The 20,369-nt window shown below is 68.2% G+C and carries 22 protein-coding genes; 10 read left to right on the top strand and 12 right to left on the bottom strand.

Annotated elements, in window-relative coordinates:
- Positions 1–3: 3 nt before the first annotated feature.
- Genes cysS through ACOOF5_RS13780 form a run of 3 tightly spaced genes read right to left on the bottom strand, consistent with a single transcriptional unit; the run spans position 4 to position 2,626 of the window.
- Entirely contained in the window at positions 4–1,443 is a 1,440-nt protein-coding gene (gene cysS / locus ACOOF5_RS13790; RefSeq protein ID WP_420440098.1) for a cysteine--tRNA ligase, read from the bottom strand.
- Positions 1,444–1,490: 47 nt separating this feature from the next.
- Positions 1,491–2,282, bottom strand: a complete 792-nt coding sequence (locus ACOOF5_RS13785; protein ID WP_420440096.1) for a hypothetical protein — start codon at positions 2,280–2,282, stop codon at positions 1,491–1,493.
- Entirely contained in the window at positions 2,279–2,626 is a 348-nt protein-coding gene (locus ACOOF5_RS13780; protein WP_420440094.1) for a helix-turn-helix domain-containing protein, read from the bottom strand. The genes ACOOF5_RS13785 and ACOOF5_RS13780 overlap by 4 nt, the downstream gene beginning before the upstream one ends.
- Positions 2,627–2,864: 238 nt before the next feature.
- On the opposite strand from ACOOF5_RS13780, the gene ACOOF5_RS13775 reads away from it, so the two are divergent.
- From ACOOF5_RS13775 to ACOOF5_RS13735, 9 genes are all read left to right on the top strand, one after another.
- On the top strand, positions 2,865–3,524 hold the full coding sequence (locus ACOOF5_RS13775) for an SAF domain-containing protein (protein ID WP_420440092.1): 660 nt from the start codon (positions 2,865–2,867) through the stop codon (positions 3,522–3,524).
- The gene (locus tag ACOOF5_RS13770) at positions 3,494–4,813 is read left to right on the top strand and encodes a CpaF family protein (protein ID WP_420440090.1); all 1,320 of its coding nucleotides are present in this window, start codon (positions 3,494–3,496) and stop codon (positions 4,811–4,813) included. The genes ACOOF5_RS13775 and ACOOF5_RS13770 overlap by 31 nt, the downstream gene beginning before the upstream one ends.
- Positions 4,810–5,667 carry a type II secretion system F family protein gene (locus ACOOF5_RS13765; protein WP_420440088.1) on the top strand — a complete coding sequence of 286 codons (858 nt, stop codon included), beginning with the start codon at positions 4,810–4,812 and terminating at the stop codon, positions 5,665–5,667. Before ACOOF5_RS13770 ends, ACOOF5_RS13765 begins: the two co-directional genes overlap by 4 nt.
- Positions 5,664–6,389, top strand: a complete 726-nt coding sequence (locus ACOOF5_RS13760; protein ID WP_420440087.1) for a type II secretion system F family protein — start codon at positions 5,664–5,666, stop codon at positions 6,387–6,389. Before ACOOF5_RS13765 ends, ACOOF5_RS13760 begins: the two co-directional genes overlap by 4 nt.
- Positions 6,390–6,463: 74 nt before the next feature.
- A complete protein-coding gene (locus ACOOF5_RS13755) occupies positions 6,464–6,784 on the top strand; it encodes a hypothetical protein (protein WP_420440085.1) in 321 nt (106 codons plus the stop codon).
- Entirely contained in the window at positions 6,781–7,182 is a 402-nt protein-coding gene (locus ACOOF5_RS13750) for a hypothetical protein (protein WP_420440083.1), read from the top strand. The genes ACOOF5_RS13755 and ACOOF5_RS13750 overlap by 4 nt, the downstream gene beginning before the upstream one ends.
- Positions 7,183–7,194: 12 nt before the next feature.
- Complete coding sequence (locus ACOOF5_RS13745; protein WP_420440081.1) at positions 7,195–7,644, top strand: hypothetical protein; 450 nt, start codon at positions 7,195–7,197, stop codon at positions 7,642–7,644.
- Complete coding sequence (locus ACOOF5_RS13740) at positions 7,634–8,140, top strand: hypothetical protein (protein WP_420440079.1); 507 nt, start codon at positions 7,634–7,636, stop codon at positions 8,138–8,140. Before ACOOF5_RS13745 ends, ACOOF5_RS13740 begins: the two co-directional genes overlap by 11 nt.
- Before the next feature lie 73 nt (positions 8,141–8,213).
- Positions 8,214–9,671, top strand: coding sequence for a hypothetical protein (locus tag ACOOF5_RS13735; RefSeq protein ID WP_420440077.1), 1,458 nt, complete (start codon positions 8,214–8,216; stop codon positions 9,669–9,671).
- Here ACOOF5_RS13735 and hemW read toward each other — a convergent pair.
- From hemW to lepA, 5 genes are all read right to left on the bottom strand, one after another.
- Positions 9,668–10,759 carry a radical SAM family heme chaperone HemW gene (gene hemW / locus ACOOF5_RS13730; RefSeq protein ID WP_420440075.1) on the bottom strand — a complete coding sequence of 364 codons (1,092 nt, stop codon included), beginning with the start codon at positions 10,757–10,759 and terminating at the stop codon, positions 9,668–9,670. The two genes, ACOOF5_RS13735 and hemW, sit on opposite strands and share 4 nt — an antisense overlap.
- Positions 10,756–11,046 carry a helix-turn-helix domain-containing protein gene (locus ACOOF5_RS13725; RefSeq protein WP_420440073.1) on the bottom strand — a complete coding sequence of 97 codons (291 nt, stop codon included), beginning with the start codon at positions 11,044–11,046 and terminating at the stop codon, positions 10,756–10,758. The genes hemW and ACOOF5_RS13725 overlap by 4 nt, the downstream gene beginning before the upstream one ends.
- 1 nt (position 11,047) lies before the next feature.
- On the bottom strand, positions 11,048–12,211 hold the full coding sequence (gene dnaJ / locus ACOOF5_RS13720) for a molecular chaperone DnaJ (protein ID WP_420440071.1): 1,164 nt from the start codon (positions 12,209–12,211) through the stop codon (positions 11,048–11,050).
- A gap of 11 nt (positions 12,212–12,222) precedes the next feature.
- A complete protein-coding gene (gene hrcA, locus ACOOF5_RS13715) occupies positions 12,223–13,278 on the bottom strand; it encodes a heat-inducible transcriptional repressor HrcA (RefSeq protein ID WP_420440069.1) in 1,056 nt (351 codons plus the stop codon).
- 169 nt (positions 13,279–13,447) lie between these two features.
- Positions 13,448–15,289 carry a translation elongation factor 4 gene (lepA, locus tag ACOOF5_RS13710; protein WP_420440067.1) on the bottom strand — a complete coding sequence of 614 codons (1,842 nt, stop codon included), beginning with the start codon at positions 15,287–15,289 and terminating at the stop codon, positions 13,448–13,450.
- Between the two features lie 54 nt (positions 15,290–15,343).
- Here lepA and rpsT point away from each other — a divergent pair, with 54 nt between their 5' ends.
- Complete coding sequence (gene rpsT / locus ACOOF5_RS13705; RefSeq protein WP_420440065.1) at positions 15,344–15,607, top strand: 30S ribosomal protein S20; 264 nt, start codon at positions 15,344–15,346, stop codon at positions 15,605–15,607.
- 60 nt (positions 15,608–15,667) lie between these two features.
- On the opposite strand, the gene holA is transcribed toward rpsT, so the two are convergent.
- The 4 genes from holA to ACOOF5_RS13685 are packed head-to-tail and all read right to left on the bottom strand — an operon-like array spanning position 15,668 to position 20,350.
- The gene (holA, locus tag ACOOF5_RS13700) at positions 15,668–16,639 is read right to left on the bottom strand and encodes a DNA polymerase III subunit delta (protein ID WP_420440063.1); all 972 of its coding nucleotides are present in this window, start codon (positions 16,637–16,639) and stop codon (positions 15,668–15,670) included.
- Positions 16,640–16,685: 46 nt separating this feature from the next.
- A complete protein-coding gene (locus ACOOF5_RS13695) occupies positions 16,686–18,551 on the bottom strand; it encodes a ComEC/Rec2 family competence protein (protein ID WP_420440061.1) in 1,866 nt (621 codons plus the stop codon).
- Positions 18,538–19,182, bottom strand: a complete 645-nt coding sequence (locus ACOOF5_RS13690) for a ComEA family DNA-binding protein (protein WP_420440059.1) — start codon at positions 19,180–19,182, stop codon at positions 18,538–18,540. The genes ACOOF5_RS13695 and ACOOF5_RS13690 overlap by 14 nt, the downstream gene beginning before the upstream one ends.
- Positions 19,183–19,192: 10 nt before the next feature.
- Positions 19,193–20,350 carry an MFS transporter gene (locus ACOOF5_RS13685; RefSeq protein WP_420440057.1) on the bottom strand — a complete coding sequence of 386 codons (1,158 nt, stop codon included), beginning with the start codon at positions 20,348–20,350 and terminating at the stop codon, positions 19,193–19,195.
- Positions 20,351–20,369: the final 19 nt, after the last annotated feature.

The raw sequence follows: 20,369 nt of genomic DNA, 5'->3' as shown, positions 1-20,369 counted from the left end.
GCTTCAGGCGCGGTGCCAGGTGGCTCCGGCGGAGCCGTCGGAGACGACGATGCCTGCTGCCGCCAGATCGTCGCGGATACGGTCGGCGGTGTCGAAGTCGCGGGCTGATCGCGCCGCTGATCGTTGTGCCATCAACGCGTCCACCTCGGCATCGGACAGCCCGCCGTCGAGGCGGGTCTCGCTTCCGCCATCACCGCACGTGAGCCCCAGGACGCTGAGCAAGTGCAGCGCCGTTCGTGTCGAGCGGGAAGCCTCGCCAGACGATGCAGCGTCGAGGGAGGTGTTCGCACGGCGCACGAGCCGGAAGATCACATCGAGTGCTGTGGGCGTGGAGAAATCGTCGTCCATGGCCGCTGCGAACGCCGCCACGGCTTCGGTGTCCAGATCGGAAACGGTCCCGCCTTCGATGTCTGGCCGTCGCACAGCAGCTGCCGCGGCGGTCGAGATGCCGGCACCTGCGACCCGGCGATGGAATGCATCGAGCCGGCCTACGGCGCTGCGGGCGGCTTCGAGCGCCTCGGGACCCATCTCCATCGCCCGCCGGTAGTGGGTCTGCAACACCAGCAACCGCACAGCGCGGGCACCCGCGGCGACGATCGCGTCGGCAAGCTGGGTGTAGTTCCCCAGCGATTTGGCCATCTTCTGGCTGCCGACGTTCACCATGGCGCTGTGCACCCAGTAGCGGGCGAACGGCTTCCCGGCGGCGGTCACCTGGGCCCATTCGTTCTGGTGATGAGGGAAGACCAGGTCATCTCCCCCGCCGTGAATGTCGAAACCGGGCCCGAGCGCGCTGAGCGACATCGCCACGCACTCGGTGTGCCATCCGGGCCGGCCCTCTCCCCACGGCGTGGGCCAACGCGGCTCGCCGGGTTGCGCGGCCTTCCATAGGGCAAAATCGATCGGCGACCGCTTGTCGGGGTCGACGTCGACGCGCGCTCCGGCGTCGGAGTTGAGCTGTTCGAGCGTTCGGCCCGCCAACTGGCCGTACCCAGGCACAGAATCGACGGCGAAGTACACGCCCTTGCCCCCGACGTCGTAGGCCGCCCCGATCGACCGCAGCTCGGAGATCACGTCAATCATCTGGGAGATGAAGTGCGTCGCGTGCGGCCGGGTGTGGGGCCGCAGCACGCCGAGCCGATCCATCTGCTCGTCGTATGCCGCAGTGAATTCTTCTGCCACATCAGACTCGGCGCGACCCTCCCGCAGGGCTCGCTCGACGATCTTGTCATCGATGTCGGTGACATTGGACGCCACCGTCACCTCAAAGCCCGACCACTCCAAGTACCGCCGGATCATGTCGTAGGTCAACGCCGTGCGGCCATGGCCCAGGTGTGGCACGTCATAGACCGTCGGCCCGCAGACGTACATCGAGATCTCGTCCGGCGATCGCGGGACGAAGGCGGTCTTGCGCCGCGTCATCGTGTCAAAGATCTGCAAGCTCACTGGTGCCGGAATCCCGATCGGGCGCCAAGGGTACCGACGAGCCCGATCTAGCTGAGGGCGCTGCTCACGCTCCAGACCAAGAAGTTGTGCAAGGCATGCAGCGCCAGTCCGGCCCACCACCCGTAGCGCACTCGGGCGATGGTGAACGTGAGCCCGACCCACAATTGCGGGCCGACGACGAGCGGTGCCACCACGATCGATGCCAGATGCAGGCGCACGTCGAAGTTGTTGACGTGCACGAGGCCGAACACCCCGATCGAGCCCCAGATGATCCATCGGGGGTGAGCCGACCACCATCGTCCGACGCGCTCAGACCAAAGTTGGTGCGTGGGCTCGCGAGCGTCGATCGCATCGATCCGCCCGGTGCCAGCAATCATCGACTGGGCCCACAGCACGAGCGCTGCGACAGCGATCACGGCGAAGAGCGCCGCCACGATCTGAGTGAGCACGCCGCTGAACGCGAAGTACACGAACCCGGCCGCACCCGACAGCGCGAGCGCGCCCAATCTCGGCCGGGCGGTGAGAACCAAGCGGAATGCAGTCTCCTCGAACAAGGGCGCAACCACAGCAACGAGGATCAACTGGGTAAGCAGCGGCTCGGCGAGCAGTTGATCTTCCAAGGTCGACTCGTAACCGGTCTGCGCTGCTGCCAGCGAGACGAAGAGCAAGGCGATCGAGCCGCCAAGGCCGATGACGAACAACAGGGCCAGGCCCCCGGGCCAGGACTTCCGATTCGCGGCGACCCGCCAATCGGGGCGAGCGCAAAAGAACGGGCTGATCGTGCCCCACACGCCCCCTGGCGCACCAGCGTCAGCGGGTGGCAGTTCCTCGCCGCTCAATCGTCGTCGACCGTCTCAAGATCGTCATCGAGTTCGGTCAGGCGAGCCTCGGGATAGAGGTGCTCAAGACTTCCGGGCTCGACTTTGCACTGCTCCACGAACCTGTCCACGTCGCTGAGCCGCAGCCGGATGACACGCCCGAACCGGTACGCAGGCAGGTCTCCCCGGTCGATGAAGCGGTACAGCGTCCGTGTGGTGATGCCCATGCGGTTCGCCGCCTTCAGGGTAGACAACCAGATGATTTCCTCGTAGGCAGCCTGGGGTTCATCCTCGCTCGTCGCGCCGTCGTCGCCCGCCTCAGTCGGCACCTCGGGCATCATCGCTCCTCGCAGTCGCTCGGCCATTGACGTTCCAGGGAGTCTGCTGATCCCTTGCGAGCAACGCTAGTGCGCCGGTGCCCCGCCGCAGCGCATTTCAACATCAATCTTCAATATTACGCGCTATATCGCCGTATTTGTGAAACACATTGAAGCTCATTGCTGGATTTTCAATAATTATTTTGAACTTTCATATAAACATGGTTAAGTCCCTGGCGTGCCCCCCGACCCGCCGTTGTCACCTGATGGCCGACCCATGCCGCCGGTGTCGGCCACAGCCCGTCAACCTGGCGCTGCACGTACATCACTGCACCCGCGAGTCATCGCCGGCGTCCTGCTGTGCAGCATCGCAGCGCTCGGGCTGTGGTGGGCATTTGAGCAGGCAGCGGCTGAGCCCGAGACCCGCTTCGCGGTCGCGCGGTCACGGCTCGCTCCGGGCAGGGTGATCAAAGCGGCCGACGTCGCCATGGTGTCGATTCGCCTGCCGACCGAGGTGGAAGCCACCGTCTTCGCTGCTGGTGAAGATGTTGTCGGCAGTCTCGTGGTCGAGGCCGTACATGCCGGCGAATTGCTGACTCGTGGCGACATCGGCTCGCCGCAGTCAATCTCCGGTCGCCATGCGGGCTATGCCATCTCCGTCGAGCTCGATCGTCCCCGTGCCCTCAACGGCCTGGTGGCCGTCGGCGAGCGAGTCGACCTCGTCGTGTCGGGGCACCCGTCCCCACACAGCGCAACGGTCGTGGCCACCGACGCCGTCGTGCTTGATGTCGACGACCCCTCAAGCGTCGACCATGTCGCAGACACGATGACCGTCACCCTGCAGGTGCCCGACCGAGCCGGCGCCGTCTCGGTGGCCGCAGCGGCGAATGCCGGCGCCATCACCTTGATCCGGGCGTGGGGAACATCGCCACCGGTCACGTCATGATCGACTCGGCGCCACTTGCGGAGATCGAGCGCTCGGTTTCTGAACGCGCACGTCGCAGCGGATTGGACCCGCGCACCCCCGGCGCAGACCGTGCGATCACCGCACTCGCCCACGAGGAGATCCGGCGTTGGAACCTCGGCTTCAAGGGCGGCACGCACCGCCACGCGGTGACTGACGCTGACGCCGTTGCCGACCGGATCCGGCGCGACCTGCTCGGCTACGGACCTCTCGAAACGCTGCTGGCCGACGCCGACGTGTGGGAGATCATGGTCAACGCCCCTGACGAGATTTTCGTCAAGCGGCACCATGGCCAGTGCACTGACCATGACGAGTCGTTCCACGACGACGAGCACGTCCGGCGCACGCTGACGAGAATCATCGACGACGCGACAGCCTCCCATCGCAAGCTGGACCCCAGTGAAGGACTCCAGGACGCCCAGCTCGACAACGGCGCCCGCCTGCACATCGTCCATCCCGACATCGGCCGCGGCGGGCATCTGGTCTTCAACATCCGCAAGTTCACCGGCATCGCGTTCTCGAGCTTGAGTGATCTCGCAGCAGTCGGGACGCTGACCCGCGAGATCCGCGATTTTCTGCGTGCCGCAGTACGCGCCCGGCTCTCGATCCTGTTCGCCGGCGCTCCAGGCAGCGGCAAGACCACGCTGCTGGGATGCTGCGCAGCAGAGCTCGAACCGCACCTGCGAGTCGTGACCGCAGAGGAAGTGTTCGAACTCGACATCCCGCTGCCCAACGTTGCCGCCATGCAGACTCGACCGGGTCGCACCGAGCGAGCGCCCGTCGACTTGCGGCGCCTGGTGGCTGGCTTCTTGCGGATGGCACCCGACGTGGCCATCGTGGGCGAAGTGCGAGACCGCGAGGCGGTCCCCCTGCTGCTGACGCTGTCGAGCGGCGTCACCGGCTTCGCGACGATTCACGCGGGTTCCGCGCGCCAAGCGCTCGGCCGGTTGCGGCTCATCTGCCAGCTCGCGCCTGAAATTCGCGAGATGCCCATCGCGGCGATCACCCAGCTCGTGGCCGAATCGATCGACATCGTCGTGCATCTGCGGCGAGGTCCCGACGGGGTGCGCGTCACCGAGGTGGTGGCCGTCGAGGAGCTGGCCGGCATTGGCCACCACGCTGCGTTCGAAACGACGACGCTGTTCGCACCCACCCCTGGGAGCGAGTCTCCGGTGCGGACGCAGAGTGTCTCTGCGCGCGTTGCCTCACGGATGTCCTACGCCGGCGTCGCGACACCGGACCTCGCCGCCCGACCGGTCACGCCGACATGACCGGTGTGCTGTTCATCGGCGCGGGCGCGCTGGGCGTCTGGCTGCTCGCGACGCCCGACGGCGATGCCTCGAAGACGCTCAGGCGGCTGGTGTCGTCGAAGCCCCCCGCACCGCTGACAGCGCCACGGCCAACCTCACGCGTGGTCGCCAGCACGCTGGCTGGCGCTGTCGCGGCGGCTGCGGGCGGGGCAGGCGCCTGGACGCTCTTCGGCGGCATCGCCGCGCCGGCCCTGGTCGCACTGTTCAGTGCGGCGATCCCGCCCTGTGCTGCATCACAGCGGCGCCGCCAGCGCACCGCGAACTCCTGGCAGGCATGGCCCCGACTGCTCGCGGAGATCCGTGTCGGGGTTGCTCACCGGGGCCAGTCGATCCCCGCCGCGCTCTTTGCAGCCGGCGCCCACGCACCACCGGAGATGCGCCTGGCGTTCTCCGAAGCGGCCCGCACGTGGTCGTTGAGCACCGACTTCGAAGCGTCGCTGCGCGTCCTCAAGGCATCGCTCGCGGACCCGACCGCGGACGCAGTATGTGAGACGCTGCTTGCTGCGCACCAGATCGGCGGCGTGCGCGTCGATGTTCGCCTGCGCGCCCTGGCCGAAGCGGCTCAGGCCGAGGCCGCAGCGCGTTCGGACGCTCGGGCCAAGCAGGCCGGCGCCCGATTCGCGCGCAGCTTCGTCGCGTTGGTCCCGGCATTCATGAGCGTCATCGGCCTGAGCATCGGAAGCGGCAGGCAGGCCTACGCCTCACCTGACGGTCAGCTTCTGGTAATGCTCAGCGTGCTCGCTGTGGCCGGCTGCTGGTTGTGGGCGGGTCGGATCATGGCGGTCCCGCTGCGGCAGCGGGTGTTCGTGCAGTGACCGCCTCCGGGGTATTCGCTCAGCGCATCGCCGCACTCGCCAACGCCGATGCCGACCTTGCAGCCCGGCTGAGGCGAGCCGGCAGCTCGCGATCCCCGTCCGAATTCCGCGCACGGCAGGTGGGCGGCGCAGCAGCAGGGCTCGTCGCCGCCGGCGGAGTGCTCAGTGTCGCGGGCATGGGCCTGCCGCTCGTGTTCGCCGGCGCGCTGGCCGCAGCCGTCGCCGTATCCGGCGCAACCGAGCACAGCCTCGAGAGGCAGATTGCTGGGCGGCGCACCCAGATCACCGAGGAGCTGCCGATCGTTGCCGAGCAGATCGGCATGCTGCTCGCGAGCGGCATGTCGCTGAGCGGCGCGCTTGATGCCGCTTCGCGTCGCGGCCTGGGGATCTGCGCCGAGGGATTGGCGCGCGTCGGCGCCCGGGTCGCCGGCGGCACCACCGTCGAGGTGGCGCTGGCCGAATGGGCCGACGACGCCGGATCGGCGGAAATCCGCAGATTCGTCGGCGTGCTGACCTTGCACGAGGACACGACAGACATCGCCGCATTGGTCTCCGACGAGGCCCGCTCCTCCCGTATGGAAGCCCACCGGCGCCTCATCGCCCACATCGAGCGCCGCAACGAGCAGGTGTGGATACCTGTCACCGTCGCTGCGCTCGTGCCTGGGAGCGTCCTTCTGGCCATCCCGTTCAGCGATGCGCTCAGCGGATACGTGGCGCTGTGAGCCGCCCATCCGTCGGCGCCGGGCTCAACGACACTTCCCCTCCCACGATCTGTATTCACCGAAAGGACAACCCCATGGACATCGCATCCCTCTCAACAGTTCTTGCCGTCCTCGGCACCGTTGGGGCCGCCGCGCTCGAGATCTCCGTCGCCGCACTCAGCGCAGTCACAGCCAGCGGCGGCGTCGCGACACTGGCCCGATGGCGGTCCCCCACCATCGGGCGAGCGCTGCGGCACGGCGCGAGACGCAACGAGCGAGGCGAAGGAGTCATCTCCGCGGCCATAGCCGTGCTGATCATCGCATCGCTCGGCGCCCTCATGTGGGTCGGCTTCAAGGCGCTCTGGGAGAACGCGGAGGAGACCACCAATTCCGAGATCGCAAAGATCGGCAAGTGAAGTTGCGCCGCGATCAGAGCGGCGCCGGTCTCGTCGCGCTGCCGTGGGGAATCCTGGCGTTCCTGACGTTCCTGATGCTCGCAGTCCAGGTCGCCATGCACTTCTACAGCGCTTCGCTCGTGACTGCGGTGGGCCATGACGCCACCCGGCGCGCAGCGTTCGGGGGCGGCGGCTCTGCAGCGATCGTCGATGCCGAACGCTGGCTGCGGTCGCGCATCGGGCCCGCAGTCAGCATCGAACGGCTCAACTGGAGTTCGAATCGCGAGATCGTGGCCTTGGAGCTCTCGGCGCGGCCGCCGACGCTGCTCATAGATGCCTCATCGCTCATCGGACGGCGCAGTATCGAGCGCCGCTTCGAGGTGCGGCGCGAGCTGGCGCGCTTCGCCAGTCTCCCGTGAACCGAGAACGCCGTGAGATGCCCTCAGCGTGACTCCGCCGGCGTGGTCGGGGCCGAGGTTCTGCCGTTTATCGTGCTCGTCTTTGTCGGAGGGACGCTGTTGTTCGCGCAGGCATGGGCAGCGCTGGACGCCAAAATCGCTGCGGTCGCCGGTGTCCGGGAGGCCGCACGGTCCTTTGTCGAATATGGCGGGCAGCGCTCCGCGGATGCCACCGATGCCGCGATCGCGGCAGGCACGCAGGCCATGTCCGGATACTGGCTCGGGGGCGAGGCGCTTGTGCAACCGGTCGGTTCGACCCGGCTGCGGCGCTGTGAACGGGTGACCTTTGAGGCGACTCAGGAGGTCCCGCGCCTGGCGTTGCTGCGAGGCGGCTGGTCGCCGCTGACGGTCCGTGCACGCGCCAGCGAGATCGTCGATCCATTCCGGCACGGACTCAGCGGGAGTGCTCCCTGTGCGCGCTAGGCCGGCGCCACCCGCAATCGCTGCGCCCTCCGGGTCGCAGACGACCCAAGCCGGTGACGTCGAGCGAGGCTCAGCGCTGCTGCTCGTGCCGGTCGGTGTGCTGATCGTGGTCCTGCTGGCTGGCATCACCGTTGACAGCGCGGCCGTGTTTCTGGCCCAGCGCGAAGCAACTGCAGCAGCGTCCTCGCTCGCCAACGACCTGGTCTCGCTCGCGCTCGATGAAGCCGCTCTTCGTCACCATGGGATCTACCGTGTGGATGCCTCCCGACTGCGCCAGCTCACTGCGGGGAGCCAGCGAATGACGCAGGAGCGGCTGTCTGCCATATTCGAGCCTGGATCGGTCTCGGTGGCGATCACCGCAGCGGGTCCGTCGGCTGTGCGGGTCTCGGTCTCAGGTTCGGCCCGACGGGTCATCGGCTTGATCGGGAACGTCAATGGGCGTTCAAGCCGTCCCGTGTCTGCTGAGGCCGTCGGGCGCGCCCGGCTCTCTGGTTGAGGGCGCGACGGTACCACTGCGCACGTGTTCATATTGTTTAGCTATTTGTCAGTATGTTCTATACCTTTTGATGATGCTCAGAAGTCCGACTGTCCGCGAAGACCCCTCCGGAAGTGCAGTGCTGATCAAGCACGCCGACGGAGCCGAGCGGCAGCGTTTGCGTCATGAGGCTCAGGTGATCGCCGCAGCGCACATGGCGGGGGTCGTCGATTTCATCGGTCTCGACGAGTTCGACGATCGCTGCGAAATGCGACTGCGCTACCTCGAAGCCCCGACGCTCGCCGAATTGCCGCCGCTCAGCCCCCGGGACACGCTCGCATTGCTCATCGAGCTCGGCACGACGCTGGAAGAGCTGCATGCTCGCGGCATCCGCCATGGCGCACTGCGCGGCGATCACGTGCTGGTGGCCCCATCGCATCGGCCAGTTCTCTGCGGCTTCGGAGAGGCGACGGGCCCAGCCGACGACCTGCAGCATCTGCCAGGCTCGGATCTCGCGGCCCTCGCGGCCCTTGCCGCCTCGGAGCTCACACGGGCAGAACGCACGGCAACCGAGGCCGGCGAGCGCCACTGGATCACAGAAGCGCTCCGCGCCTGCGAGAGCCTCACCTCCGCAGCGACGATCGCTCCACGCGACGGCAAGCCGCTGTCGACGTGGCTCGCCCGCCTGCAACACCTGCGCGACACCGCGGGACGCACCCACCCCGAGGCCATCGACGGAGTCGGACTCGCTCGAGGGTTCGGCGTGATCGCTGCGCACGACACCCACGGCCTTCGCGAGCGGCTGCGTGCACAAGCACCCGGTCCCGAGCCGTCAGACGGCGCCGGTCCCGCATCATCGCAAGCGTCACGCGCGCTCGCATCGACGCCAGACCGGCGCCGGATCGCCTCGGGCGCAGTGCTGGCGGTGACGCTGACCGTCGCTGCGATCGCCGGTTGGCGCGCACTGGCAGGCGGCGGCCCGGAGACCGAATCGACCAGCCGGCTGCCGCACTTGGTCGCAACGACCAGCGCCGCTGCGGGCGCATCGTCGCCCAGCATCGCTCCCGTCGGGCCCGATGACTCGACGGTCCATGGCGCTGATCTCCCCGACCCGTCAGCACCTCTCGACGCCTCCGACGCACTGTTGACGCCAGTGACCGAGGGCGCAACGCTGCTCTACAGCACCGCAGCAGTGCCTCTTCCCGACGCTGAGGCAATGGTTGGATCTTCCGGTGACCTGGTGGCCACCGGCGACTGGGACTGCGACGGCCATTCGACATTGGCGGTCGTGAGCTCAACCACAGGAGAGGTCGAGTTCTACGGCACAGAGTCCGGCACCGACGGCCCGGTCGTGCCTGTGCGAGTCGCCCACGTGCCGCGCGCAGCCAGTTCAGTGTCTAGGGCCAGACCCGAACCAGACGCCGCCGGGGGCGAGGCGCTGCAGTTCCCCTGCGACGCGCTGGTCATCCACTACGGCGAACTGAACGTGACACTGCCGCCGCACCGGCCGGCGCCCGCGAGCGCGCAGCCGCCCGACACCGCCCAGCGCTAGCACGCTGACGGCAGCCCCAGCCGGACGGCCACCTCGTTGGCGAGCAGACGCCCACGAGCGGTCAGCTTGAGCCGGCCTTCCCCAGCGGGTTCGAGCAGGTGTCCCACGTCGTGGGGCAGCGCGCCGGCGGGGACACCGTCGGAGGTGCGCAGCGCGAGCTGCAACGCTTCGAGGCGACGCTCGTCGGGGCCCAGCTCCTCGCTGCCGGCAACGGGGGACGTCCCGCTCGAGATTGCCGCTATGAACCGCTCGGGGGTGCGAACACTCCAGTAACGGCGACCGTCACGGTGACTGTGCGCGGCACACCCGACGCCTGCATAGGAGCCCTGCCGCCAATACAGCTGGTTGTGCCGGCATTGCGCTCCCGGGCGAGACCAGTTGGAAATCTCGTAGGCCTCGTAGCCCGCGCGTCCCAGCAGCACATCGGTGAGCAGGTACTTGTCGGCCATGTCGTCGTCGTCGGGATGGCGGGACGGATCATCTCCGAGCGCGGTGCCAGCCTCTGGGGTCAACCCGTACACGCTCAGATGATCAGGCTCGAAGTCGATGGCGCGCACCAGCGTGTGCTCCCAATCGGATGCCGATTCGGCGCGCGAGCCATAGATCAAATCCAGGTTGAGCTGACCGATGCCCGCCCGCCGGACCGCATCAACCGATGCAGCCACCATCTCAGGGTCGTGTCTACGGCCCAGCGCGTCCAGCACGCCAGAATGCATCGATTGCACGCCCAGGCTGATGCGGCTCACACCCAGCGCCCGATAGGACTGCATCTGTTCGGCAGTGACGAGGTCTGGATTGCATTCCACCGTGATCTCGGCTCCGGCCGCCAGCGGGAGCTCCGCCAGCACCTCTCCCAGCAGCTCGGGCGCCACCAGATTCGGCGTGCCGCCGCCGAAGAACACCGACGTCACCGCCGGAAGCTCCGCCGCCAGCTCGCGAGCCTGACGGCGGCAGCTGGCCATGTAGTCGCCGATGAGGTGCTCGCGATCCGTCCAGGTTGCAAACGCGCAGTAATCGCACCGATGCGTGCAGAACGGGATATGGCAATAGACGCCGAAGAAGGGCGAGGCGCCGCCGGTGTCGGTCACAGCACTGAATTGGGCGGGTAGCGCTGCGATGCCGGTTGGCTCTGGCTGCCGTCCCGGCCGCCGCTCGGCAGCAGTTCGGCGGGCGGCACGCCGTACAGCTCCGCCAATCGCAACAGACGCTTCACGGCCACGCTCCGCTCGCCGCGCTCGTAGGCCCCCAGCACTGACGTGCGGAACTCGCCGCGTGACACCACCTCGACCTCGCCGAGCGTCATGCGCCGCTGTTTTCGCACCGCCCGCAGCCGTTCGCCGACAAGCGCATCGACGGTCCGCCGGTCGTCGGGCATCTCACTGCCTCTGGCGCCGTTTCCGACGACGCTGCGGCGACTCCTGACCGTCGAGGTCATCGCGACTCCCCTCAGCGCGGTTGGGGGCGGTGCCGCCTTCCACCTGCTCGCCTCGTTCGCTCGCGACTTCCCGAAGCTTTGCCGCTTCGGATTTCGAGAGCTTCTTGGGTATGTCCACGCGCACCACAACGTGCAAGTCGCCGCGACCGCGCCCGTTGGCTCGTGGCACGCCGAGCCCGCTCAAGCGAATCGTGTCGTTCGGTTGGGTGCCCGCCTTCACCACGAGTTCCTGCAGTCCGTCCAACGTATTGAACGGCACGCTCGCGCCGAGGGCTGCTTGCAGCATCGTCACTGGCAGCTCCGCCACCAGGCTGTCGCCTTGGCGGACGAAGACGTCGGATTCGGCGACACGCAAGTGGACGTACAGGTCGCCCGCAGGCCCGCCGCGCGGCCCCGCCGATCCACGGCCGCCCAGCCGGAGCGTGGCGCCCGAATCGACGCCGGGCGGCACCCGCACAACCAGCGACACCTGCTCGGGCTGGCGACCTTCGCCCCGGCACGACCGGCACGGGTCGGCGATCTCCTCGCCGATCCCGCGGCAGCGGGCGCATGGCGCAGCGGTGACCATCTGGCCCAGGAGGCTCTGACGCACCTGGCGGACTTGTCCCAATCCCTCGCACGCGCTGCATATCGTCGGCGATGTGCCCTCGGCCGCGCCTGAGCCATCGCAATCGGCGCACGACACCAGTACTCGTACCTCGATCGGCCGGTCGACCCCGAAGACCGCCTCGTCAAAATCGAGGTCGACGACGGTCTCGTGGTCGTCGCCCCGCGGCGGTCCCGACCGGCGGCGGGAGCGGCCACCGCCGAACGGATTGCCGCCGAAGAATGACTCGAAGATGTCGCTGAGGTCGAAGTCGAACGCCGGGCCGCCCATCCCGCCGCGCAGGCCCTCATGGCCGAAGCGGTCGTACCTGGCTCGTGCCTCCGGGTCGGCCAGCACGGCATAGGCCTCGCTGATCTCCTTGAAACGAGCCTCAGCGCCGGCGTCACCGGGGTTCGCATCTGGGTGGTGCTCACGGGCTTTGCGCCGGTACGCACGCTTGAGATCGTTCTCGGTGACGTCGCTGCTCACGCCGAGCAGCTCGTAATAGTCGGCGGGCATCGGTGTCGGGTCTACTGCGGGGTCGATCGCGACATGCCGGCCAGAACGTGCGCGCCGTCACCGTCTCCGAGCGAGGCTGACAGTCGCCGACTCACTGCGTGCACTGCCGCGAGCGCCTTGGAGTAGTCCATCCGCGTCGGGCCCAGCAATCCGACGCTGCCGACCGTGCGGCCGTCGACTTCGTAGGGTGCGACGACTACCGAGCATTCCGCGAGTGGTTTCATCCCGGTCTCGGACCCGATGGCCACGCTCAGCCCACGATCCACGAGGCTGCGCAGCAGCGTGACGACCATCAGCTGTTCTTCCAGAACCGACAGGACCGAACGGAGCGATGACACCGCTTCGAACTGCTCGGTCATCTTGGCCGTCCCGCCCACGTAGAGCTCGCTGGGGTGCGGCTGGTCGTCGGCCAGCGCCCCGAGTGCCGCGGCCACGAGTGCATCGGTTGCGGCATCGCCGGTCTCAGGCACCGGCGGCGGCTGTGACCGGGTGCGCCCCACGAGCGCCTCGGCCAGGATCGCGGAGGCCGCCCCTGCGGCGGGCCCCTGGGCCGCATCTGCGAGTTCGCGGTTGTTGTACACGTCGACGTAGGTGCGCTCCACGACGCCCGACGACATCACCAGTACCACCAGCAGCCGACCGCCTCCGAGGTCCACCAGCTGGGCCGATCGGATGCTGTCCCGATCGTGCCGGGGGGCGACGACCATGGCCGCGTACTCGGTCAGGTCCGACAGCAGCCGGCTGGTGTCGGACAGCAGTTCCTCGAGCTGCCCTTGGGCATGGGCGAAGAACGCCCGCACCTGTCGGACCCCCGTGTTATCCAGCGAACCCGGTCCGAGGCCGTCCACGAAGTAGCGGTAGCCCGCTTCAGTCGGCACACGTCCGGCGCTGGTGTGCGGCTGCATCAGGTAGCCGCCTGCCTCGAGCGCTGCGAGATCATTGCGGACGGTCGCAGGCGACACATCGAGGCGGGTCATGTCGAGCACCGCGGCCGATCCGACTGGCTGCGCGCTCTCAATGAAGTTCTCGACTACCGCCTGCAGCACTGTGGCTCTGCGCTCGTCCATCGCTCCCTTGCCGCTCCTCCGAAGGCCGTACCCGCAATAGCCCGATGCTACCGACGACCCCGTCGTCAAACAGGGGGAAGAGCAGCGGAGGCGGCAGGGAACTCTGCGACGTTGCGACCTGCTGGATCGCGGGAGCAGAGGGCCCTGCCGCCTCCGCAGCGGGCGTAACTCACTGGTCGAGGCGCAGTGCCGAGACGAAGGCCTCGTTGGGCACCTCGACGCGCCCGATGGCCTTCATCCGCTTCTTGCCTTCCTTCTGGCGCTCAAGCAGCTTGCGCTTGCGGGTGATGTCGCCGCCATAGCACTTGGACAGCACGTCCTTGCGCTTGGCCTTGACCGTCTCACGGGCGATGATGCGCCCACCGATGGCGGCCTGGATCGGCACGTCGAAGAGCTGGCGCGGGATGAGTTCGGCCAGTTTCGCCGTGATGGCCTTGCCGTAGGGGTACGCGCTGTCGCGATGACGGATCGCCGAGAACGCATCGACGGATTCGCCGTTGAGCAATATGTCGACGCGCACCAGGCGCTCAGCGCGATAGCCCGCATGGTCGTAGTCGAGACTCGCGTATCCCTGCGTGCGGCTCTTGAGCTGGTCGAAGAAATCGGTCACCACCTCGGCCAGCGGCACCTCATAGCGCAGTTCGACGCGTTCAGGCGACAGGTAGTCCATGGAGGTCATCGAGCCTCGGCGCGACTGGCACAGATCCATGACGGCACCGGTGTAGGCGCTCGGCGTCAGCACGGACACATTGAGCATCGGTTCCGCAATCTCGCCGATCTGGCCGGCAGGCGGCAGGTCTGACGGGTTGTCGACCTCGACCTCCTGATCGTCGTCGGTCCGTACCCGGTAGGCCACCGACGGCGCCGTCGCGATGAGCGAGAGCCCGAACTCGCGCTCGAGCCGTTCACGCACGATCTCCATGTGCAACAGGCCCAAGAAACCGCACCGGAACCCGAAGCCCAACGCACCGGAGGTCTCGGGCTCGAAGGTCACCGATGCGTCGTTGAGCCTCAGCTTCGCCAGCGCGTCGCGCAGGTCGGGGTACTCGTCGCCGTCAACGGGATACAGACCGCAAAAGACCATCGGCTTGGGGTCGTCGTAGCCGGCCAGCGGTACATCCGCCGGTGCCGCAGCGGAGGTCACTGTCTCGCCTGAGCGCGCCCGTGCCACGTCCTTGATGCCCGCGATGAGGTAGCCGACCTCGCCGGGACCCAGCTCGTCGGTCGGCGTCACAGCGGGCAGGCGCAGCCCGACCTCCTCGGACAGATGTTGGCCGCCGGCATGCATGAAGCGCAGCCGGTCTCCTGCACACAACCGACCGTTCATGACGCGGATCGACGACACGACGCCCCGGTATTGGTCGAAGTGGGAATCGAAGATCAGCGCCTGCAGCGGGGCATCGGGGTCGCCGTTCGGCGGGGGGACCCGTTCGGTGATTGCATCGAGCAGCGCCTCCACGCCCTCGCCGGTCTTGGCGGAGATCGCCAGGACCTCCCCCGCGTCGATGCCCAAAACGCGTTCGATCTCCGATGCATACAGGTCCGGATCGGCGGCGGGGAGATCGATCTTGTTGAGCACTGGCACGATGGTGAGATCCGACTCCAGGGCCAGATAGCAGTTGGCCAGCGTCTGCGCCTCGATTCCCTGTGCTGCATCGACGAGCAACACCACGCCTTCGCAGGCCGCAAGCGACCGGCTGACCTCGTAGCCAAAGTCAACGTGTCCCGGTGTGTCGATGAGATGGAGCGTGTGGCCCCGCCAGCTCACGCGGACGTTCTGGGCCTTGATGGTGATGCCTCGCTCGCGCTCGAGTTCCATCGAGTCGAGGTACTGGGCGCGCATCGAACGCTCCTCGACGGCGCCCGTCAACTCCAGGATCCGATCCGACAGCGTCGATTTCCCGTGGTCGATGTGGGCGATGATCGAGAAGTTCCGAATGGAAGCAGCGCTGGTCGATCCGGTTCTGGCACCGCCGTTGGGGATCTCAGCCGCAGGGGGCACTTGGGGCATCGCAGGCCGCACGGTACCCTCCGGAGCCGGTTTCGAGACGGAGAGCACGCTTTCGTGGCAAACATCAAGAGCCAGATCAAGCGCAATCGCCAGAACGAGGTACGCCGAGTCCGTAACCGCGCGATTCGCTCAGAGCTGCGAACCCGCGAGAAGGCGGTCCAGGCTGCTGCGCTGGCGGGCGAGCCCACCGATGAGCTGATCCGTGCTGTGCAAAAGCGCCTCGACAAGGCCGCCGCCAAGGGCGTCATCCACCGCAACGAGGCAGGCCGGCGCAAGTCCCGACTCATCTCCCGCTCGATGCAGGCCAGCGGCGCCTAGCGCCTGATCGGCCGGGTCTGGGCTGCTGGGGGGTTTGGGCTGCTGGCTCTGGGCCAGCAATCAGCGGGCGCTGGCGGCGAGCCGAGCGCAGAGGATCTCAGCGACACACCGGGCGTCGAGTCCGGATCTGCCGCGCATGTCCACGTCTGCCGCGGCGAGCTGCTCGATGGCTCGCGCAATGCCGTCGCTGCCGCGCCGTCGGCAGGCGTCGAGCGCCTTGCGGGCCGGAAAGGTGGAACCCCGCAGGCCGAGAACCGCAGCGGCTTCCTTCTCGTTCGCCGCATTAGCGCCGTCGAGGCGAGCCATGCGGGTGATGTGGTTCGAGACCGTCGCCGTGACCACCAAGGGATGCCGGCCTGCGCCCCACATGCGCTGAAGCACGGCGAGGGTCGCACCGACGTTGCCACGGTCGATCGCATCGGTCAGCTCCCACGGAGGGACATCGCCCTCGGCACCGAGATATGGCAGCGCGTCGTCCGCATCAAGCCGGGCGCCTTTGCCGAAGACGGCCTCCAGCGTCTCGAGCACTGCTCCGAGCCGGCCCAGTTCGTTGCCGAGATGCTCCGAGATGGCCGCGCGGGCTCGAACGTCGAGCTGCACTGGTGCCTCCGCTAAACGCTCTTCGAGCCATGTCCGGCGATTGCGTGCCCCGCCGGGCACATCTGAGGCGACCCGTTGGCCCCCCGTGGCCTCGACGGCTTCGACGAGCGGGCGCGGCACGCGGCCTGAGTCCCACTCGAGCACGAGGTCGGTCGTGGGGCAGGGATCATCCAACCAGGCGATCAGCGGGACGAGCTCGGCTGCGCCAAAGCGGCTGAGCCCCCGGGCCACGACCACCCGGTGGGTGGCCAGCATCGGCGGCGTCGATGCAGCGATGGCCACATCGTTGAGGGTGTACTCATCGCCTGAGTACTCGTCGACCACGTCGGCCCGCGCGGCATCGCCGACGAAGCCAGCGACGGCACTTCTCACGGCTTCGGCCGAGAGAATCTCGTCGCTGCCGCTGATGAGCCTCACGGTTCCGCCGGCCATCAGCGCCGTGCTCCCGCAGCGGCGGCCGGCCTGTATTCCACCGGGCTCACGGTTCTTGCCGCCACCCGTCCGACGCTAGTTCCACCGAGACAGCCAGGCGCCCCGCAGCGGGCTCGACCGTGAGCCCCGCGACGGCGACAGGCTCGGTCACACTCTCATAGGGGATGGCGCCTCCGAGGCCCGCGGGTGCGAGGACGTGCGCTATGTCGTGGCGGGTGTCGAGAGCCCGCACGGCCTCACGCCCGGCACGACTGGCTGAGCGTGCTACGAGCACGTCGATGCGATCGATTCCCGCGGCGGCGAGCTGGCCCAGCGCCCGGGCCGGATCCGGACGATCCACGACCACGACGACGGGATCGCTGCTGTGCACCGAGATCTGGGGTCCCCCCGGCAGCGGCGGGCGGTGCGTGCCGGCCACCAGCCAGATCCCGAAGGCGGCTGCGGTGACGGCCAAGCCACGAGACGCGACCGGAAGATTGCGCAGCACGAATGCACCGGCCGCGCACATTCCGACAACTGCTATCGCCGGGCCGACTTCAGCCGCCTCGATGTGAGGCCAACCCGCCGACGCCCCCCATTGCGCCACACCCGCGACCCAGCCCATCATCAGCTTTGTCGGCAGATGCAACATCGATGCCACGGCGTCGCCGGAGACGCCGCCCGCCAATCCGGCGACGAGGCCCCAGACCATGGCCGGGCCTGCGACCGGTCCCGCAAGGACGTTGGCGGGGATGCTCACGAGCGGCAGCGAGCCGAACACAGCAAGCTGCACCGGCAGCACTCCTACCTGAGCGCTCAGCGTCGCCGCAAGCGCCAGGCGCAGCCAAGGCGGACCCCACAGCAGGCTGGCGAGGGGGCGGGCGCCGATCACGATGGCAGCAGTCGCGGCGACAGACAGCTGGAAGCCGACGGATCGGACCAGCAGAGGATCGACGAGCAGCAGCACGATGACCGCGAGCGCGAGCAGCCGCGGCGCCGAGGCGCGCCGGCCCACGGCGTGCGCGCCGACGGCGAGCGTGGCGAGCACGCATGCCCGCAGCACCGAGGGCTCGCCCCTGGTCAGGACGGCGAACTGGGCGAGCAGTACAGCGACGGCGCCGAGCCGGGCGCCGAGGCGCAGCCGGGCCAGCAACGGCGCGAACAACAGCAGCACGAACGCCACGTTCGAACCGGACACAGCGAGCAGGTGAGTGAGCGACGTCGCCCGGAAGTCGTGCACCACTTCGGGCAGCTGCCCCCGATCGTCGCCGTACACGAAGCCAGCGAGCAGCGCCGCGTCCCGCGGCGACAGCGATTTGCCCGACGTCTCGACGAGGTTCCGCAGCGAATTGGCGACACGGAACGGCACCGCACCGCCAGCGAGACGGTGCGCCGTGTGGATCTGGGCCGTCCCGACGAGATGTCTGGGCCACAGGAAGGGCCGCTCGCCCGGCTCAGCTCGCTCCGCCGTCACGTTCAGGCGCCAGCGCTCCCCCATGGCAGCGTCTTCCAGCTTCCATGCGGCGGGTCCCCGAGCCCAACCCTCCCAGCGATGCTCGGAGCCATCGAGCGCTGCACGGAACGGCACGACCAGGGCACCGGAACGCCACCGCGCATCGCCGACCACGAGTACCTCGCCGTCGAAGCTCCCTCCGGTAGCCGCGTTCAACTCCGTGAGCTGGGCTCCCATGGCAGCGGCTGCAAGCACCAGCAGGCCGGCCGGAATGAGTGCCCGCGCACGGCTCGCAATCCCGACGGTTCCCGCCACGATGCCCCACCACCACGCCACCGGGGGCGCCCACAGCGCGCCGGCTGCGGCGGCGACGGCCCCCGCAATGATCCACCGGTCGGCCACGGTGCTGAGACCCCGATAACGGCGGGGTGCAGCACACGGCGGCGAACGGGTCGCACCGAGCGGCTCAGACTGTCGCATGGGACCGCAGCTGGGACAGTTTGGATGGCCCGATCCCGGGCACCTGCTCGAGTGCGTCGAGCGTCGCAAACGGCCCATGCTCGGACCTGAAGGCGACGATCGCCGCCGCCAAGGACGGGCCGATGCCCGGAAGCTCGGTGAGTTGCGCCGCCGTCGCCGTGTTGACGTCGATCTGGCCGCCCCCGAGCGCGCCCGGGGTCGGGCCGGCGGGTTGCTCGCCCACCACCGGCACATAGATCTGCTGCCCGTCACGCAGCCGTTCAGCGAGGTTGACTGCGGCGCGGTCTGCGCCGGCCCCTAGGCCGCCGGCAGCGTCGATGAGGTCACCGACGCGATAGCTGGCGGCGACCTGGTACAGCCCTGGCTGGCGGACGGCGCCGGCGAGGTGTACCTGCAAGAGCGACGGCTCGGTGGTTGCGACCGGCGGCGGCGCCTCGCCCGCCGCGAACGGCAGCTCGATGGGCGCAGGCGTGCCGTGGCGGACCCCCGCAAGGAACCCTGCGGAAACAAGCGCTCCGACGACGCCGAGCAGCACGAGGACGGGCACTGCGCCGACGCGCCGCGCGAAACCGGCTGCCTCCGTGGCTACCGAACGCCAGTCTGTTGAGCGCTCAGCGTCCGGCGCCCGCATGTCTGCGAACTTAGTGCGCCAGTGTCGTTCCCTTTGGGGGAATTTTCGCTGCTTTCAATCTCAATGCCGCTGCGCCAGCGAGCGCGAAGCAGACCAGACCCCAGCCGCCGAAGAGCCACCGCGAGCCGATCTGGCCGTACAGCGGCGGGCCGGCGAGTGCGGCCGCACCTGCGACTGCCAGCCCGATTGCCTCGAGCACTCCGCCTCCGATCGCGGCCCGTTCGACGCCGGTGGCCTCGAGCACCAGCACCTGGGCGCCCATCACGCTGTAGGACTCGCCGACGGCTTCCATCACTCCGATCACAATGAAGCTCGCCAGGCCGCCTATCCATCCGTACAGCACCACCGCAGGCGCGAACAGCAGGAGCGCGGGAACAGCGACCCGCCCACCTCCAAGGCGCTCTGCGAGCGCTCCCGTATACGGCGGCAGCAATATGAGCGGGACTCCGATAATGAGCAGGCCGATCGCCAACTGGTTCGACGAGAGCCCGACATCGGTCAGGTACCTGTCCACGGTTGCGTCGAAGACTCCGATCAGCCCCCAGACACCTACGTGCACGAAGATGGCCGCCTGCACCCGTGGGCGCCGGAGCAAGTCTCCGAGATCGGAGTAGTCCACGGGCACCGCAGCGATCGACGATCTCGCGATCAGCACCGCTGCGAAGGGGCCCAGCACCGCCATCAGCGCTCCGGTGAGCAGGAACGGGGCTTCGAAGGAGATCCCGCTCAGCGCAGCGCCGATCGCAGGACCGCTGATGAACCCTGCCACCGCACACGACAGCAAACCGCCCACCTTGGTGCCGCTGCCAGTGATGTCACGCCCGATCAGGGCCTTTCGGGCGACCAGCCCGAATAACCCGAAACTGACGCCTGCCAGCGCCCGGCTCGCGGTCAGCGACCATGCGGCGGTTGCGAACACGAATCCGAACGAGCCCGCCACCGCGGACAGCACTGAGATCCATGCGACGGCGCGATGGTGGCCACGGTCCACCAGGGGCGAAAGCAGCAATTGCGACGCCAACCCGGCCGCGAATCCGGCAGCGGCGACGATGCCGAGTTCTAGGTGGCTGAGGCCGTAACGGTCCTGGAGGTCCGCCAGATAGGCGAAGACGACGCCGAGCGAGGCTGTGACGAAGAACTGCGTTGCGTAGATCGTCACATACAGCACCGGCGCAGCGTATTGGTGC

Source organism: Candidatus Poriferisodalis sp. (assembly GCF_965214215.1).
Lineage (GTDB): Bacteria > Actinomycetota > Acidimicrobiia > Acidimicrobiales > Poriferisodalaceae > Poriferisodalis.
This window is presented reverse-complemented; position numbering and strand designations above follow the sequence as displayed.